Raw genomic sequence first — 15604 nt, forward strand, 5'->3', positions numbered from 1 at the left:
AGCAATGTAGTCGCTGAATCCCAGCAAAATCTCCTGTTGGACTGCTGGATCGTGGTCGGCGAACCTGGACTCCGCGTACCGCAGCCGCCCCCTCTTCCGTGGAGCCCGTATGTACCTCCCGTCCGTCGACCGCTACCGCGCCATGCCCTACCGGCGCACCGGACGCAGCGGGCTGCTGCTGCCCGCGCTCTCCCTCGGCCTGTGGCACAACTTCGGCGGCGACCGGACGCCGGAGACCCAGGGGCGGATCCTGCGCCGCGCCTTCGATCTGGGCATCACCCACTTCGACCTCGCCAACAACTACGGACCGCCGCCCGGCGCTGCCGAGACCGCGATGGGGCGCGCGCTGAGGACCGACTTCGCCCGGCTGCGGGACGAGCTCGTCATCTCGACCAAGGCGGGCTATCTGATGGGGGACGGCCCGTACGGGGAGTGGGGGTCCAGGAAGACTCTGCTCTCGTCACTGGACCGGAGCCTCTCCAGGCTCGGGCTCGAATACGTCGACATCTTCTACTCCCACCGTCCCGACCCCGACACCCCGCTCGAAGAGACGATGGGGGCGCTCGACTCGGCGGTACGGCAGGGCAAGGCGCTCTACGCCGGCATCTCCAACTACGCGCCCGAGCAGACCCGGGAGGCCGCCCGGATCCTCAAGGAGCTGGGTACCCCGCTCCTCATCCACCAGCCGCGTTACTCGATGCTGGACCGCCGGGCCGAGGACGGTCTGCTCACGGCGTTGGACGAGCTGGGCACCGGCTCGATCGCCTACTCGCCGCTGGAGCAGGGCATCCTCTCCGACCGCTATCTGCGCGGCATCCCGGAAGGCTCGCGCGCGGCGGGCGACAGCCCCTTCCTGACGCCCGATTCGGTCACTCCGGAGCTGGTGGAGCGACTGCGGGCACTCGACGAGGTAGCATCCGCACGGGGACAGTCCCTCGCGCAGATGGCGCTCGCGTGGGTGCTTCGGGGCGGCCGGATTACCTCAGCCGTGGTCGGAGCGAGCAGCGTCGCCCAGCTGGAGAACAGCGTCGAGGCGGTCCGCAACCTGGAGTTCGCCGACGAGGAGCTGGTCCGGATCGAGGAGATCCTCAAGGGTCAGGGCGCCGGCTGAGCGACCCGGCGCGCCCCTGCCGCCGGGCGCGACGAAATCATCGAGCGCATGGCCGTCGTGGTGGGCATGATGACTCGATGCAGGACGACAAGAGAACGTACCCTTCGCAGTCGGGCGACGAACGTACGTCGCTGAGCGGCTTCCTCCAGTTCCAGCGCGAGACCCTGGCCATGAAGTGTGCCGGGCTCACGCCCGAGCAGTTGAGGCGGCCGGCCGTTCCCACTTCGGACCTGACCCTGCTCGGGCTGGTCCGTCATCTCGCCGAGGTGGAGCGTTCGTGGTTCCGTCGCGTGCTGAAGGATGAGGTGGCGCCGCCGCACTGGCCCGGGCCGAACGCGGGCGAGTTCGCCGAGTTCGAGGTGGAAACCGCCGACCCCGATGAGGCGTTCAGGATCTGGCACGAGGAGTGCGCGCGCTCGCGGGCGACCGTGGAGACCGCAGAGTCCCTTGAGATCCGCGGGAGTTACGGCGACGAGGTGTTCTCGCTGCGGTACATCCTCACTCACATGATCGAGGAGTACGCACGGCACAACGGCCACGCGGACCTGCTCAGGGAGAGCATCGACGGCGTCACCGGGGAGTGAACACCCCCGGCTCCAGGGGGTTACGGGTGGTCGGGGCTTCGAGCATCTCGGGCGGCGGCGGATACGCCCTGGCCGCGGCGCACGCCCGCCCCGGGTGGGTGTCGAAACTGATCCTGGCGGCCGTCGCCGTACCCGGTGCGCCGAAGGAGACTTACGCGCGTGGGATCCCGGTCGTGAAGTGGATGGACGGGATCGCCCGGTGCGAGGATGGCCACCATGACCTGGACGGCGCCCAGCATCGAACGTACGACATCCGACGGCGACCAGCTGAACGTTCCGGGCACCGCGGACGAGCGCGTCATGCTGGAGGGCTGGCTCCACTGGCACCAGGAGACGCTGCTCACCAAGTGCGCCGGACTCGACCCGGCGCAACTGGCCCGTACCACCGCCGAACCGTCGAACCTCACACTCCTCGGCCTGGTGCGGCACATGGCGGAGATCGAACGCTGGTGGTTCCGGCGGAGCTTCGCCGGTGAGCCGATCGGTGACGTCTTCGCCGGTCCCCAGGACGGGGACGAAGGCATTGAGGGCGTCGACGCCGCGTACGCGGAACGGGACTTCGCCGCGTACCGCGCCGAGGTCGAGGCGTGCGAGGCCGCGGTCGCGGGGCGCGATCTCGACGAGACGTTCCGGTCGAAGACCCGCGGCCGGCTCGTCAGCCTTCGCTGGGTGTACCTGGTGATGATCCAGGAGTACGCCCGCCACAACGGCCATGCGGATCTGCTGCGCGAGCGGACCGACGGCGCCACGGGCGACTACCCCGGACAGGACTGAGCACGGTTCCGCACTCCGTGGGCGAGGAGTACGTCCGTACCTCGTGGACGAGGAGTACGGAACCGGCTCTCAGTCGTCGGTCCCGGACGGATACACCGCCGCGTGGACGGACTGGAAGAGGGCGGTGACCTCCTGGCCGCTGAGGCCCTGGGGCCGCGCCTCGTCCAGCCACGCGGCGAGCGAGGTGCGCAACGGGGCGTCGGGGCCCTCCTGGGCCGGGGCGAGGGAGCGGGTGATGAAGGTGCCCGCTCCCTGCCGTACCTCGGCGAGGCCCACGCGCTCCAGCTCGCGGTACGCCTTGAGGGTCGTGTTCGGGTTGACCTTGGTCTCCGCCGCGACCTGCGCTGCCGTGGGCAGCCGGTCGCCCTCCTCCAGGGCGCCCATCCGCAGCGCCTGTTCGACCTGTCGCACGATCTGGAGGTACGTTGCCACTCCGCTGCGTCTGTCGATGCGGAATACGACCACCGTCTTCACCTCCCGTTGGACTGCCGAAACAATATGCACCTGCGGTGCGGGTCCTAGAGGGGCCTCCGGGAGACCCGCCACACTGTGAACGCGGTGAGTACGGCGGTGGCCGCGAGCAGGATGCCCGCCCCGGTCCACTGCATGGCCGGCATCTGGTCGTAACCGAGTTACTCGACGACGTTGTTGACGATGCCGTGCTCCTTGTTGCAGGCGTCCGAGGCCGCCTCGGTGGTCTTGGCGCACAGGCCCCAGCCGTAGAGATGGCCGTCGGCCGAGCCGATCCAGCGGTCCACCTCGTGCGACACGCTCAGCCGTGCGGGCAGGTCGGCGGCGAGCGGGTAGGTGACGAGGCGCGAGGGCGCAGTTCGTGCAGCGAACGCGACGAGCAGCACGTCGCCGATCCGGAAGAGCTTGCCGACGCGCCCGATCACCGCGCTGGCGTGCGCAGTTGGCATGAGAGGTGCTGTGCAGCGGACAAGCCTCGGTGATGCCGTAGTCGAGCAGGACGTGGGAGTGTCGGTGAGGATCAGCGGCATGTCGTCCCTGACCGTTTCGGCGAGCAGGGCGGCAGTGAGGTCCCGGTCCACCACGGCTTCGACTCCGGTGAGCCGGCCGGTGGTGTGTTCCCCGACCGGGGGATGACGACATGACCTGCTTCCAGACGCTCCCGGAGATGGTTACCGCTCGCCGGCTTCACCACCTGGGAGGTCAGGGGGACGTCACGTTGTCGGTGTAGTCCACGTTCGCCTTGCGGTAGGCGACGACCTGGGCGTGCACCTGCTGAGGGGTCAGGATGGTGTCCTTCGCGAAGTACGCGTAGTCGACCTGCTCGTGGTAGGTACGCGGCGTGCTGTTGGCCAGGAGGCCGCCAGGGATGAACCACTGGTTGAAGTCGATCGCCATCGGGGTGCGCGGGTAGTACTTCCCGCTGTGGTCGGCGAACAGCGCGCCGTCGATGTAGTACTTCACATGCCCGTCGCCGACCTGGATCACCAGGTCGTGCCAGCCGTCGTAGCTCTGGGCGAGTTCGGTGTGTGTGTTGACGGCGACCCAGGGCGACAGCTGGTAGGTGTACCAAGAGGTCGTGTACATGGTGCTCCCCGGAGAGCCCCAGCCGCCGTTGGGCAAGTACTCGTAGTCCAATTCGCTGTACTTCGGGTCCATGGGGGAAGCGAGCGGGGAGAGGGTGAAGAAGGCCTGCACCACCTTGTCGCCGTCCGGGCCATCCTTGATGGGCGCGTCGCTGAAGCGGACCCGTGCGGCGTAGGTGCCGGAGAAGAACTTTTGCTGCTGACTCAGCTGCGCCTGAGTGGTGCCGGCCGGGGTGCCGTTGGTGCTGGAACTGAGCTGGAGCAGGTGGCGGCTGCCGTAGGTGGGGAAGGTCACCCCGCTCGCCGACCATGTCGCGCCCGGGTCGCCGGGGCGGGCTGTGCCGGTCTTGATGCTCCAGCCACGCTCTGCCAGGCGGGGGTCGGTCGAGCCGGTGTAGGAGAAGTCCTCGAAGAATGCCTGCTCCGGCGTGGGGCCGGCGCTGATGCCGTGCTGCGTCTCGACGCTGTCCTCGGCTGCGGATGCCGGCGGCGTGGTGAGAAGGCTGGTGAACAGGCCGGCGCCAGCGGCGAGGACGGCTGCGATGTGCAGGCGGGAGGGGCGGTGCGACATGGAGTTCCTCCTGTTGTGATGTGGAGACGGTGCGACAGGTGGTGCTACCGCGACTTGAGGTGCCGCGGGGTCGGTCCGGCCGGTCGGCGGGCGTCGGCGGCAGGTACTCGGCTGGGAACCGACGAAGGCCCGCTTGCCAAGTCCATGGGTGGCACGGTGGGGACGTTCGGGTGCCGAGGCCTTGGACTCTCCTCGTCGGCGGGGGTCCACCCGGGTGGACCGGATCTGGCTGTCGTCTTTCGGCGCTCTGCGGCACCGAGAGACGGAATCGGGCGACTCGGCGAAAGGGATCTGGGCGTATGCGGTCAGCCGGAGTAGGCGCACCGGAATCCGATGTGACCGGCGGAGCTGTCGGGGGCGCCGACTTCATCAAGGACACCGGGTACGTCACGGAGGCCGAGCGCTTCGAGTGCTCACCACCGTGCTGCGGCAGGCGGACGACTGGACCAGCGCCCATCCGGAGGAATCGGACACGGAGTAGTGGCGCTGCACGTCGGGCTTACCGGCAAAGGTTTCGGACATGGAGGCCGGCAGCGGTACCGATGCCGGGTCGTACATGTCGTAGTACTCGTCCGGGATGAGGTAGGGCAGGTGAGGACCGGAACCCGTGGCAGGACAGCATGAACGGCTTGGCGTCGGTGTGCCAGGCGTCGGCGTAGCGGTCCAGCAACTCGAGGGTCTTGTCGGTGAGGTAGGCCTCGACGGTGGCCTCGGGCGGCTGCTGGAGGCGGCCGACGATCAGGTGACCGCGGCCGGTGCCGTTCGTCGCCGAGCCGAATACCGCGTCCTTGACTGCGAAGCGGGGGGTAGCCCTTGGTATCCAGCCACGCCTCGTAGGAGGGATGGTGGACGGGGTTGAGGGCCCCGGGAAGGTGTTCGCCGTCCATCGCGTAGTACTCGGGACCGCGGGCGCGGCCGATGTGCCACTTGCCCACGTGGCCCATGTTGCAGCCGCCCGCCAGCAGCGGCTGGGAGAGCACCGGCGATCCGTCCTCGACTGCGTCGCGTCCGCCGCCGTTGCGTTCGGGATTCACCAGCAGGCCTTGGCGGAAGGGGTGTTGTCCGGTGAACAGTGAGGCGCGGGCCTGGGTGCAGATGGCGGTAGGGGTGTAGAAGCTGTCGAACCGCGTGGCCTCGGCTGCAAGGGAGTCGAGCGCGGGAGTGCTGATGGTGGCGTTGCCGTCGCAGCCCAAGGTGTCGACCCGGTGCTGGTCGGTCATCAGGAACAGGAGGTTTCGGGGTAACACAGGCAGACGGACCTTCCGATCGGCCCCTGGGGGAGGAGCGAGTGGGACAGTGCGTCAGGCTGGGCCGTAGGAGGAGGTGGTGGAGAGTTCTCGGCAGCCACTTTTTTCCTGGATCGGATCATATTTAGGGGAGGTCTGGTCCACAAGGGGTCGGCGACCCTGTAATCGCCGACCGTCCCCTCACGCCCTTGTCGGCTCCTCCCGAAGCAGTAGCGCCACCGCCCCGAGAGCCGCCGCGTTGACTCCCAGATCCGCCTGCACAACATCCACCCGTCCCGCCGCACGCGGCAGGGCCAGCCGGCCGATCGCCTGGCGGATCGGGTCCAGAACCAGTGACCCCAGCTGCGCCAACTCCCCTCCCACCACGATCCGTGAGGGGTCCAGCTGCGCCGCAGTCCCGGCCACTACCCGGCCCAGCCGGTCGGCAGCGGTGGAGACCACCCGGGTCGCCGTCGGGGAAAGGTTGCGCACGGCGGCGACCAGGGCGTCCAGGTCGGCAAGGGCAAGACCCTGGCGGGCGCAATGCTCCAGCAGTACCGCGCCCCCGGCGACTCCTTCAAGGCAGCCCCGGCCACCGCAGTGGCAGGGCTTCCCACCTGGATCAACGCTCACATGGCCGATCTCACCGGCACACCCGTGCGCCCCGGCCACGGCTCGACCGCCGACCACCAAACCGCCGCCGATTCCCGTGGACCAGCGCACATACACAAGATCCTCCACCGAGCGTCCCGCGCCCCAGGTTGCCTCGGCCAGGGCTGCGGCGCGGGAGTTGTTGCCCAGCACCACCGGCACACCGAACTCCTCGGCGATGCGCGTCCGCAGCGCTTCGATCTCCTTGGGCTTCCACTCGACGCCGGCGATTCCGACGAGGCCCGCGCCGATCGCGGTCAGCGTCGACGGGACGACCGCCGCCTCACCGGCGGCCCGCCGTAGCAGATCTGCCGCCGCCGGGGCCACTACGTCGCCGCGCACCGGGGAAGGCACGTCGTGCACGCCGCTGGCCACCACCTCGTACGAGGTGTTGACGATGACCAGGCGCATCCGGCTGCGGCCGATGTCGAACCCCGCGTACAGGCTGGCGGAAGGATTGAGCACGACCCGGGTCGCCGGCCGACCGCGGCCGCGCCCTGCGGTGTCGTCGGCGCTCTGCTCGACCAGGACACCACGTTCGAGCAGTCCGGCGACGATGCTGAACAGCGTGGTCTTGGGCAGGCCGGTGCGCCGGCTCAGCTCGGCGCGGCTGAGCGCCCCTGATCGGCGCAGCTCTGCGAGAACGAGATCGTCGTAGGCCGACCTGTTGCGGCGGGCAGGAGTAGCAGTCACCGCAGCATGATGCGCCCTTGCTTGTTATTCGGGCAAAGTCTGGAAGAAATACCCGGTGTCGTAGTCGGGGCCTCCCGGCGCAGCGGGTCGGGCTTGCGTGGTGGCGGACGGACCCTGGGTGATCACACTCCGTCCGTTCTGACCAACACCCACGTGGCACCTTTGATACACGGGTCATCATGGGTCTGGGGGCTGGGGGGCGACGGCCGGGCACAGAGGTCGCGGCTGGAGAGAGGACCGGCTGCAACCGTCCGGGACGGGATTCCGGTGCAGACCTCTTGCCGTCCTTGCCTCGCACTCAATACGATCCGTTTTCGGAATAATTCCTGAGCCTGTTCCGTCACTGTCTCGCCACACACCGCAGTACCCCGCACCACCCGATGCTCGAACGAGCCTCCGCTGCGGACGGTGAACACCGCACATCACCCGCACAAGGCGCAGGCCAGCGCTATGCCCCCACATCCATGACACCCGATGCCTGACACCAGGAGGCGCCATGCAACACCTCAAGCGTCGATCGTTTCTTGCCGGCGTGACCGGAGCCGTCGCCGTGACAACCATCGGGACGCCGGCCCGGGCGGCGGACGACATCGGGCCCGAAGCCGCGTTCCGGCTCGTCCACAACGGCCGTGGCAAGGCGACGGTGCTGTGGTGGGGCGGCGCCACCGCACGTTTCGCGGCCTCTGAACTGGCTGACTACGTAGAGCGGATGAGCGGTTCCCGCCTTCAGGTCCTGCGTGCACGGCCCGAACAGCCCCAGACGGCAACCTCCGGAGTGCTCGTGCTGCCCGGCAGCCGACGCCAGGCAACCACCGTCCCGCCGGTCTGGCTGTCCAAGGCCGACACACTGCTGCGCGACCAGGTCGCGGACAGTTACCTGGTCAGCGCCACCCCGCACGGCGTGCTGCTGAGCGGTGTGGGCGACCGCGGCGTGGTGTACGCGACATACGCGCTGCTGGAGCAGTTCGGAGTCGGTTTTTTCGCACCGCAGTTCAGCTACTACCAGGGTGCCGCCGAGACCGTGCCGCAGACCGTCGACATCACGGTCCGCGCCCAGACCAGCCTGGTCACCCCACCTTGGCCGGTGCGGCGCAAGGCGATCGAGGAGGGCTGGAGCATCAGCCAGTCCAGCCTCACCGCGCTGATCGACTGGATGGGCAAGCAGCGGCTCAACGTCCTGGTCTTTCCGTATGACTACTACGGGGCCGGAGTCACTCGCTACGAGGACTTCGCGGCAGGGATGGCACCAGAACTCGCCAAGCGCGGCATCATCGTGGAAGTCGGCGGCCACGGGTACGACGCATTTCTCCGCCGGGCCGACTACCCGCAGTACTACACTCCCGGGGTCAACGTCTTCAACGTGCACGACGACGCGGCGGTATCACAGTACATCGCCAACGTCGTCACCTATCTGCGGGCCCGGCCCGAGATCGCCATCTTCGACTGCTGGCCTCCGGACGGGGCGACGTGGCCGAAGGCCACCCTCGCCGAGTTCGGCACCGCCACCAACGCCGAAGTTCACGTTGTGAACAAGCTCGTATCCGCCCTCGCCGACGCCGGACTGCACGTCCAGGTCGAACGCATCGCGTATGGCGCCGGGCTGGACACGCCCACGGCCGGGTACACATTCGACCCGAAGGTGCTCATCGACTTCGCCGCCTACGGACGCACGTACTCCGTCCCGTTGGGCGATCCGTCCTCGGCCGTCAACGCGCACCACCTGGACGTGCTGCGTCGGTGGCGCGCGGCCCACCCGGGCACACTGGCGATCTACGACTACTCGCGCCGCTACCGCTGGCGCGAGCTGGGCAATCCGATCGGTGTCCTCGCCCAGGACGCGGACGTGTACCGCAGCGTCGGCGTCAACGGCATCGGAGCGTACTCCGAACCGGCGAACTGGCTGCAGTTCGAGGCGATCCATCTGTTCGGCGCCCGCAGTGCATGGAATCCGACGCTGACCTACGACGACTTCATGAGCAGCTATCTGCCCACGCGGTTCGGGCCGGCAGCGCAAGAGGTGGCCGACTACCTGCTGCGTACCGCGGACGACCCGGACGTCCTCAACACACCCGGCCAAGGGGCGGCCCTTCGGAGCAAGTACCAGGCTGCAGCAGCCGATGTCGCCGCGGCGCGAGCGAAGACCATCGGGACCAGCGCCGCCGCGATCGTCCTCGACCGGCTCGCCTGGGGCTGCGAACTCGCCCTGGCCGACATCGATATCACCCTGTGCGCCCAGGCCAACGATCAGGCAGGCAAGCAGCAGGCGATGGCCCGCTACCGCCAGCTGACCCAGCGGCACCGCTTCAACGGCATCCAGCTCGAGTCGCTCTACACCACCCCGCGCTACGGCGAACAGGTCACCCGGGCGCAGATTGCCAAGCAGTACCGCTCCCCGGCGTGGGGTTACCTGCCGCAGATCCAGTTCACCGTGCGCCAGGGGGCCTCCGTCGATATGACGATCACGGCGCAGGACGTCGACTTCCAGGGGCACGGCGTGGAGTGGACACTCGTCACGCCCCAGGGACTCACCGCCGAGCGCACCCAGGGCCGTCTGCGAGCCTCGGGCCCGCTCGAGGTTTCGGAAACGGTCCGCCTGAGCGCCGGGACCGACGTCGCACCCGGGAACTACGCCGTCACTGTCGCTTTTGACGCCGATGGCGGGAAACTGACGTCGGCTCAGTGCTCCATCACTGTGGTCCGGTAGAAACCTGCCGGTCAGCCTCGACCCGGCGACCTACCGGCTCACCATGGACACCGAGCACCCGGCGTGGTTCCCGCTGTCCGCACAGACCAGCACCGCGTGGACGTCCAAGTCCGCCCGTCCGGCGAACGGGAAGGAGAACCTGGCGCTGCTCCGGCCGAGGCACGGCTTCGACCTGCACGCCGAGAACACCGCCAAGGGCGGCACCGCCGGCCACTTCGACCTGGCCTTCGCGACCCGGTCCGGTGCCTCTGCGAACATCGGCAAGGCCGAGGTGGAGGTGTCCACCGAGGACGGTGCCGGCTGGCACCCCGCGACAGAGTTCTACCCGCCGGTGATCAGCGACCCGAAGGTCAGCGGCACGATGTTCGCCGGCGCCGGACGGTCGGTCTACCGGACCAAGATGTTCGGGCTCGGTGACCGGATGCTCGAGGAGGCAACACCTTGTCCGGGGCGGCTGTTCGTGTTCGCGGTGATCGAGCACGGCAGTCGCCGGATCCGCATCATGGGTGCGACTGCGCACCCATGATGCGCTTCTCCGGTCGCTGTTCTCCCTTGCGGGTCGGGCCGGTCGTGAGTAGCCGCCGACCGGTTCGGCGGAGTTGCTCAGGAAAGGCGACACCGGACTGGGCAGGCCGCATGAGCGTGCGGGTGCTGAGTGACAGTGCGTCAACGCCCTTGCTGGCGGCTTTATTCCGCCGTCGCCATCGGACGCAAACTGATCGGCACCGTGCCCGATGGCATCACCTGCGAGCCCGGCCACGGGCGGACCAACCGGTGGACCACCGCCATCGACGACGGCATCGGCCTGCCTTACGGGCACCTGACGGACAGTCATCCGCCGCGATGTGACCGACCTGGCCGGACAGTCGATCAGCAAGCAGGTCGCGATCGTCGTCACCAGTCGTGCCCACCTGTCGGCCGCCGAGATCTCCGCCCGTGCCCGGATCTCGAGCATCGCCCCGCGACACCGTCTGGCGTGAAGACGACCACGATTCGACATTCGTCGGGCTGGCGCTGGGATCGTCCCGACATTCAGCCGATGACGGGGTTGTGCCGCCGGTCGTAAAGTCCGCGCGAACCTGTCGTCCGGCAGAAGGGGCGAGCAAATTCTCGTGCACCGTGTCCTGTCGAAACCCTCGTGTCCCCGAGCGCCACCTCGGGGTTGGAAAGTGCCGACCCCGCCCGGTTGATCCAGTTTCAGGAAGCACGGTAATGAACATTTTCTCGCGTTTCGTCATCGCATGAGGAGTGGCGAGGGCCACGATTCGTGAGCACGTGCTGGAATCTGCCTTGGACTGTGGCGGCGACGGAAATACCGGCTTGATCGCGGCCGAAATCATCCGGCCGAAAAGCTCCCGTGATCACGACGCCAGTCAGTACTAAAGCACGCTGGGCCGCGGAAACGAGTCGCGGCTGAAGAAGTACGACTGAGCCGAGATCTGCCTGATTAGGAATTCACGATTCGGGTTTGCATGCACCCCGTAGGAGAGGTGTACGTGTCTCATCCCCTTGCCGCGCGGCCATCGCGTCGCAGGTCGCGTCCGGTCGCGTTGACCACGACTGCCGGACGCGTCTGCGCGCTGATCGTGGCGCTCGCCGTCGCCGCACTCACGGTGATCGCTTTACCGGCCTCGGCCTCCGCCTCCGCCTCCACCATCTCCACCACATCCGCCAACGATCCTGTCCCGACTACGAAGGCCGCCGGCCCCAACTCGCCTGGCCGGCACCCCGCCAATCGGGTGTGCGCCACGCCGTCAAAAGCCGGCGAGATGTCCTGCTTTGCAATGGTCCGCACCGATGTCGCCGCGGTGAAGGGTGTGCAGCCCAATGCCGCTCCCGCTGGTTTCGGTCCGGCAGACCTGCAGAGCGCGTACAACCTGCCCGCCGCCGGCTCCACGGAGACGGTCGCGATCGTCGACGCGTTCGACAACCCGAACGCCGAGGCGGACCTGGCCGTCTACCGTCAGCAGTACGGGCTGCCGGCGTGCACCACGGCCAATGGCTGCTTCAAGAAGATCGACCAGCGCGGCGGCACGAACTATCCGCCACCGAACTCCGGGTGGGCCGCGGAGATCGCACTGGACATCGACATGGTCAGCGCGACCTGCCCGACCTGCAAGATCCTGCTGGTCGAGGCCGACGACAGCTACATGACCAACCTTGGCGCGGCCGTGAACCAGGCGGTCGCCCAGGGCGCCCAGTACGTCTCCAACAGCTACGGCGGCAACGAAGGTTCCGACGAGACCCAGGCCGACGACGCCTACTTCAACCACCCCGGTGTCGCGATCACTGTCAGCAGCGGTGACAACGGTTATGCGGTGGAGTATCCGGCCGCGTCGCCGTATGTGACGGCGGTCGGTGGCACCTCGCTGGTCAAGGACACCTCCACCAGCCGCGGTTGGACCGAGAGCGCATGGAGTGGTGCGGGCAGTGGCTGCTCGCGGTTCGAGCCCAAGCCGTCGTTCCAGAAGGACACCGGCTGCGCGGGGCGTGCGGTCGCCGATGTGTCCGCGGTCGCGGACCCGAACACCGGTGTCGCGGTTTACAACAATGGCTGGCAGATCTTCGGCGGTACCAGCGCGTCCGCCCCGATCATCGCCTCGGTCTACGCGATGGCCGGGACGCCGGCGGCGGGTTCGGCACCCAACTCCTACCCGTACGCCCAGCCCTACGCGCTCAACGATGTGACGTCTGGAAGCAACGGAAGTTGCATCCCTGCGTATCTGTGCACGGGAGGGGAGGGGTATGACGGGCCGACCGGGCTCGGCACCCCGAACGGGGTCGCCGCGTTCCGCTCCGGGCCGCACGGCACTGTCAGCGGTACCGTCACCGACGGCACCGCTCCGCTGGCTTCGGCCAAGGTCACCGTGGGTGACGTCACGGCCACGACAGACGGGCAGGGGCACTACACCCTGATCGCTCCACCGGGAACCTACGACATCAGCGCGAGCAAGTTCGGGTACGCCACCAAGACCGTTTCGGGTGTCGCGATCGCCGACGGCCAGACGGTGACCGAGAACTTCGCGCTGACCGCGAAGTCGCGCGTGAACGTCACCGGCACGGTCCATGACGGTTCCGGTCACGGCTGGCCGCTGTATGCGACCGTGCGGGTCAAGGGCGAGCCGACGGCGGTCGCCTACACCGACCCCAGGACGGGGAAGTACACGCTGAGTGTGCCCGCCGGGGCCAACTACACCCTGCAGGTTGACCCGTTGTATCCGGGTTACGAGCGGGACTCTCAGGATGTGCAGGTGGGTTCGGCGGATGTGACGCATGACGTCAACGCGTCGGTCGACTGGACGACCTGCAGCACGGCCGGGTACGGCCTCCACTACACAGGCACCACCGAGTCGTTCGACGGCACCACCGTGCCGTCGGGCTGGACCGTCGACGACAAGGTCGGTAACGGCCAGACCTGGGTGTTCAACGACCCCGGCAAGCGCGGCAACCAGACCGGCGGGTCCGGCGGCTTCGCCATCATCGACAGCGCGAAATACGGCGTCGGCAAGTCACAGGACAGCTCGCTGATCAGCCCGGTCATGGACTTCAGCCAGCGAACCCACCCGGCCCTGACCTTCCGCACCGACTACAAGGGCTTCTCGGGCGAGACCGGGGGCGTCGATCTCAGCGTCGACGGCGGCCAGACGTGGAACAACGTCTGGCGCCACACCACCGACAGCGCCCGGGGGCCGCTGACCGAGCTCGTGGACCTGTCCCAGGCCGCCGGCAAGGCCAACGTCCAGGTGAGGTTCCACTTCACCGCCAGCCTTGGGTGGTGGTGGCAGGTCGACGACGTCCACCTCGGCGACCGCACGTGTGACCCGGCACCGGGCGGCCTGGTCCTCGGCCAGGTGACCGACAAGAACACCGGGGCCGGGCTCAACGGCGCCTCGGTGACGTCGGTCGACAAGCCCGCGGAGAAGACGACCTCGGTGGCGACGCCGAACGACCCGAACCTGGGCGACGGCTTCTACTGGATGTTCTCCTCGCTCACCGGGGAGCACACGTTCACCGCCACGGCGGGGAGCAGCTACAGCGCCCAGGACATCACCGTCAACGTGGCCCCGGACCAGGCATCGGACGGCACGTTCGCCCTGCCCGCACCCCGGATCGAGGTCAGCCCGGCCCAGGTCAGCAAGACCGTCGACTGGAAGGGCCAGGGCAGCTCCACCCTGACGTTGAAGAACACCGGAACCGCCCCGGTGACCGCCAAGATCGGTGAGTGGCCGGGCGGCCACCAGCCCGCTGCGGCGCAGAAGGGTGCTCCATTGCAGGAGGTGAAGGGACACTTCAGCCCCGAGCCGTTCCGGCCCGGCAAGACCGCGCAGGCGGCGACCGCCAAGCCGTCGGCGACGCCGTACGCGGCACCGTGGACGACGGTGGCCGACTACCCCACGACGATCATGGACAACGCCGTAGTGACCCTCGACGGCAAGGTCTACTCGATCGCCGGAACCGACGGAATCTTTTCCGTCTCGAACAAGGCATACGTCTACGACCCGGTCGCCCAAGCGTGGAGTGCTCTGCCGAACCTGAGGGCCGGCCGCATGGCGGCGCAGGCGGCCGCCTATGGCGGCAAGATCTACGTCTTCGGCGGCTGGGACGCATACACGCCCGTGGCCAAGACCGAGATCTACGACCCGGCGAGCCGTACTTGGTCCGCAGGCGCCGACATGCCGAAACCGCGTGGCGCCGGCGCCGTGACCGTGCTGGGCGGCAAGATCTACATCATCGGCGGCTCCATGAACGGCTCCTACAGGACCGATGTGCAGGTGTACGACCCGGCCTCGAACTCCTGGAGTTCGGCCACGCCCTACCCTGAGCCGCTCGCCCTTCTCGGCTGCGGCGCCATCGCGAACAAGCTGTACTGCGCGGGCGGGTCGCCGGGCACTACCTCCACCAAGCACGCCTACAGCTACGACCCGGCATCCGCCACATGGACTCCCATCGCCGACCTGCCGATCGACCTGTGGGGGATGGGCTACTCGGTGTCGGACGGCAAGCTCCTCGTGTCCGGCGGCGTGACCAACGGCCTCACCACGATCACCAACCGGGGCTTCGCCTACGACCCGGGTTCCGACACCTGGACCGCGCTGCCCAACGCCAACAACACCGTCTACCGCGGCGGTTCCGCCTGCGGCTTCTACAAGATCGGAGGTACCACCGGAGGGTGGGCCGCGACCAAGAAATCCGAGCTGCTGCCCGGCTACTGCGCGACCGATGTCCCCTGGCTCTCAGAGGACAAGACCGAGGTGACGATCCAGCCGGGCGAGAGCGTTGACGTCAACGTGAGTTTCAACGCGAACGTCGCCGAGATCACCCAGCCGGGCACGTTCACCGCGCTGCTCACGGTCAGGGCGCAGACCCCGTACGCGATCGCGTCGGTTCCGGTGACGCTCACGGTGAACCCGCCCAAGACCTGGGGAAAGATCACCGGGACGGTCACCGGAGTCGACTGCGCCGGCAAGTCGGCGCCGCTGACCGGAGCGACCGTGCAGATTACCTCGAAGACGGCGACCTACACCCTGAAGACCGACCGGAACGGTCAGTACGTGTTCTGGCTCGACGTCAGCAACAGCCCGCTCACGGTGACCGCGTCCAAGGACGGCTCGGCGCCGCAGGCCCGATCGGTCAAGATCAAGGGGGGTGAGGCGACCACGGCCGACTTCTCTCTCAAACAAACCTGCACCTGATCTGACGCTCCGTGCGGGCCGGGCTCTGCCCCGGCCCGCAC

General features: G+C 68.1%; 11 protein-coding genes and 1 pseudogene. 7 read left to right on the forward strand and 5 right to left on the reverse strand.

Features of this window, described 5'->3' with window-relative positions:
- Positions 1-109: 109 nt before the first annotated feature.
- The 3 genes from OG306_RS33705 (at position 110) to OG306_RS33715 (ending at position 2469) form a co-directional block, all read left to right on the forward strand.
- A complete protein-coding gene (locus tag OG306_RS33705) occupies positions 110-1111 on the forward strand; it encodes an aldo/keto reductase (protein ID WP_266749981.1) in 1002 nt (333 codons plus the stop codon).
- Between the two features lie 77 nt (positions 1112-1188).
- Complete coding sequence (locus tag OG306_RS33710) at positions 1189-1695, forward strand: DinB family protein (protein ID WP_327349215.1); 507 nt, start codon at positions 1189-1191, stop codon at positions 1693-1695.
- A 216-nt stretch (positions 1696-1911) separates the two neighbouring features.
- The gene (locus OG306_RS33715) at positions 1912-2469 is read left to right on the forward strand and encodes a DinB family protein (protein ID WP_266749984.1); all 558 of its coding nucleotides are present in this window, start codon (positions 1912-1914) and stop codon (positions 2467-2469) included.
- A 69-nt stretch (positions 2470-2538) separates the two neighbouring features.
- Here the strand turns inward: OG306_RS33715 and OG306_RS33720 are convergent, their stop codons facing one another.
- The 5 genes and pseudogenes from OG306_RS33720 to OG306_RS33740 form a co-directional block, all read right to left on the reverse strand.
- Complete coding sequence (locus OG306_RS33720; protein WP_327258538.1) at positions 2539-2943, reverse strand: GntR family transcriptional regulator; 405 nt, start codon at positions 2941-2943, stop codon at positions 2539-2541.
- Positions 2944-2987: 44 nt separating this feature from the next.
- A pseudogene (locus OG306_RS33725) lies at positions 2988-3296 on the reverse strand (ABC transporter permease); the annotation flags it as partial.
- A gap of 346 nt (positions 3297-3642) precedes the next feature.
- On the reverse strand, positions 3643-4596 hold the full coding sequence (locus tag OG306_RS33730) for a glycoside hydrolase family 16 protein (protein WP_327258537.1): 954 nt from the start codon (positions 4594-4596) through the stop codon (positions 3643-3645).
- A gap of 413 nt (positions 4597-5009) precedes the next feature.
- Positions 5010-5816, reverse strand: coding sequence for a sulfatase-like hydrolase/transferase (locus tag OG306_RS33735; RefSeq protein WP_266749987.1), 807 nt, complete (start codon positions 5814-5816; stop codon positions 5010-5012).
- Positions 5817-6023: 207 nt separating this feature from the next.
- Positions 6024-7166 (reverse strand): ROK family transcriptional regulator, encoded by a 1143-nt coding sequence (locus OG306_RS33740; RefSeq protein WP_266749989.1) that lies wholly within the window; start codon positions 7164-7166, stop codon positions 6024-6026.
- 550 nt (positions 7167-7716) lie between these two features.
- On the opposite strand from OG306_RS33740, the gene OG306_RS33745 reads away from it, so the two are divergent.
- The 4 genes from OG306_RS33745 to OG306_RS33760 all read left to right on the forward strand — a co-directional run bounded on the left by OG306_RS33745 (position 7717) and on the right by OG306_RS33760 (position 15563).
- Positions 7717-9870, forward strand: coding sequence for a DUF4838 domain-containing protein (locus tag OG306_RS33745; RefSeq protein WP_266904849.1), 2154 nt, complete (start codon positions 7717-7719; stop codon positions 9868-9870).
- 43 nt (positions 9871-9913) lie between these two features.
- On the forward strand, positions 9914-10396 hold the full coding sequence (locus OG306_RS33750; protein WP_266749992.1) for a hypothetical protein: 483 nt from the start codon (positions 9914-9916) through the stop codon (positions 10394-10396).
- 319 nt (positions 10397-10715) lie between these two features.
- The gene (locus OG306_RS33755; protein WP_266749993.1) at positions 10716-10850 is read left to right on the forward strand and encodes a hypothetical protein; all 135 of its coding nucleotides are present in this window, start codon (positions 10716-10718) and stop codon (positions 10848-10850) included.
- A gap of 570 nt (positions 10851-11420) precedes the next feature.
- Positions 11421-15563, forward strand: a complete 4143-nt coding sequence (locus tag OG306_RS33760; protein ID WP_371666041.1) for a carboxypeptidase regulatory-like domain-containing protein — start codon at positions 11421-11423, stop codon at positions 15561-15563.
- Positions 15564-15604: the final 41 nt, after the last annotated feature.

Origin of the sequence: Streptomyces sp. NBC_01241 (assembly GCF_041435435.1) — a bacterium.
In the GTDB taxonomy this organism is placed as follows: domain Bacteria; phylum Actinomycetota; class Actinomycetes; order Streptomycetales; family Streptomycetaceae; genus Streptomyces.

What these genes read in the sequence shown, in the direction of transcription:
- OG306_RS33705 (WP_266749981.1), top strand. Translation starts at nt 110, where the DNA reads ATGTACCTCCCGTCCGTCGACCGCTACCGCGCCATGCCCTACCGGCGC.
- OG306_RS33710 (WP_327349215.1), top strand. Translation starts at nt 1,189, where the DNA reads ATGCAGGACGACAAGAGAACGTACCCTTCGCAGTCGGGCGACGAACGT.
- OG306_RS33715 (WP_266749984.1), top strand. Translation starts at nt 1,912, where the DNA reads ATGACCTGGACGGCGCCCAGCATCGAACGTACGACATCCGACGGCGAC.
- OG306_RS33730 (WP_327258537.1), bottom strand. Translation starts at nt 4,596, where the DNA reads ATGTCGCACCGCCCCTCCCGCCTGCACATCGCAGCCGTCCTCGCCGCT.
- OG306_RS33735 (WP_266749987.1), bottom strand. Translation starts at nt 5,816, where the DNA reads ATGACCGACCAGCACCGGGTCGACACCTTGGGCTGCGACGGCAACGCC.
- OG306_RS33750 (WP_266749992.1), top strand. Translation starts at nt 9,914, where the DNA reads ATGGACACCGAGCACCCGGCGTGGTTCCCGCTGTCCGCACAGACCAGC.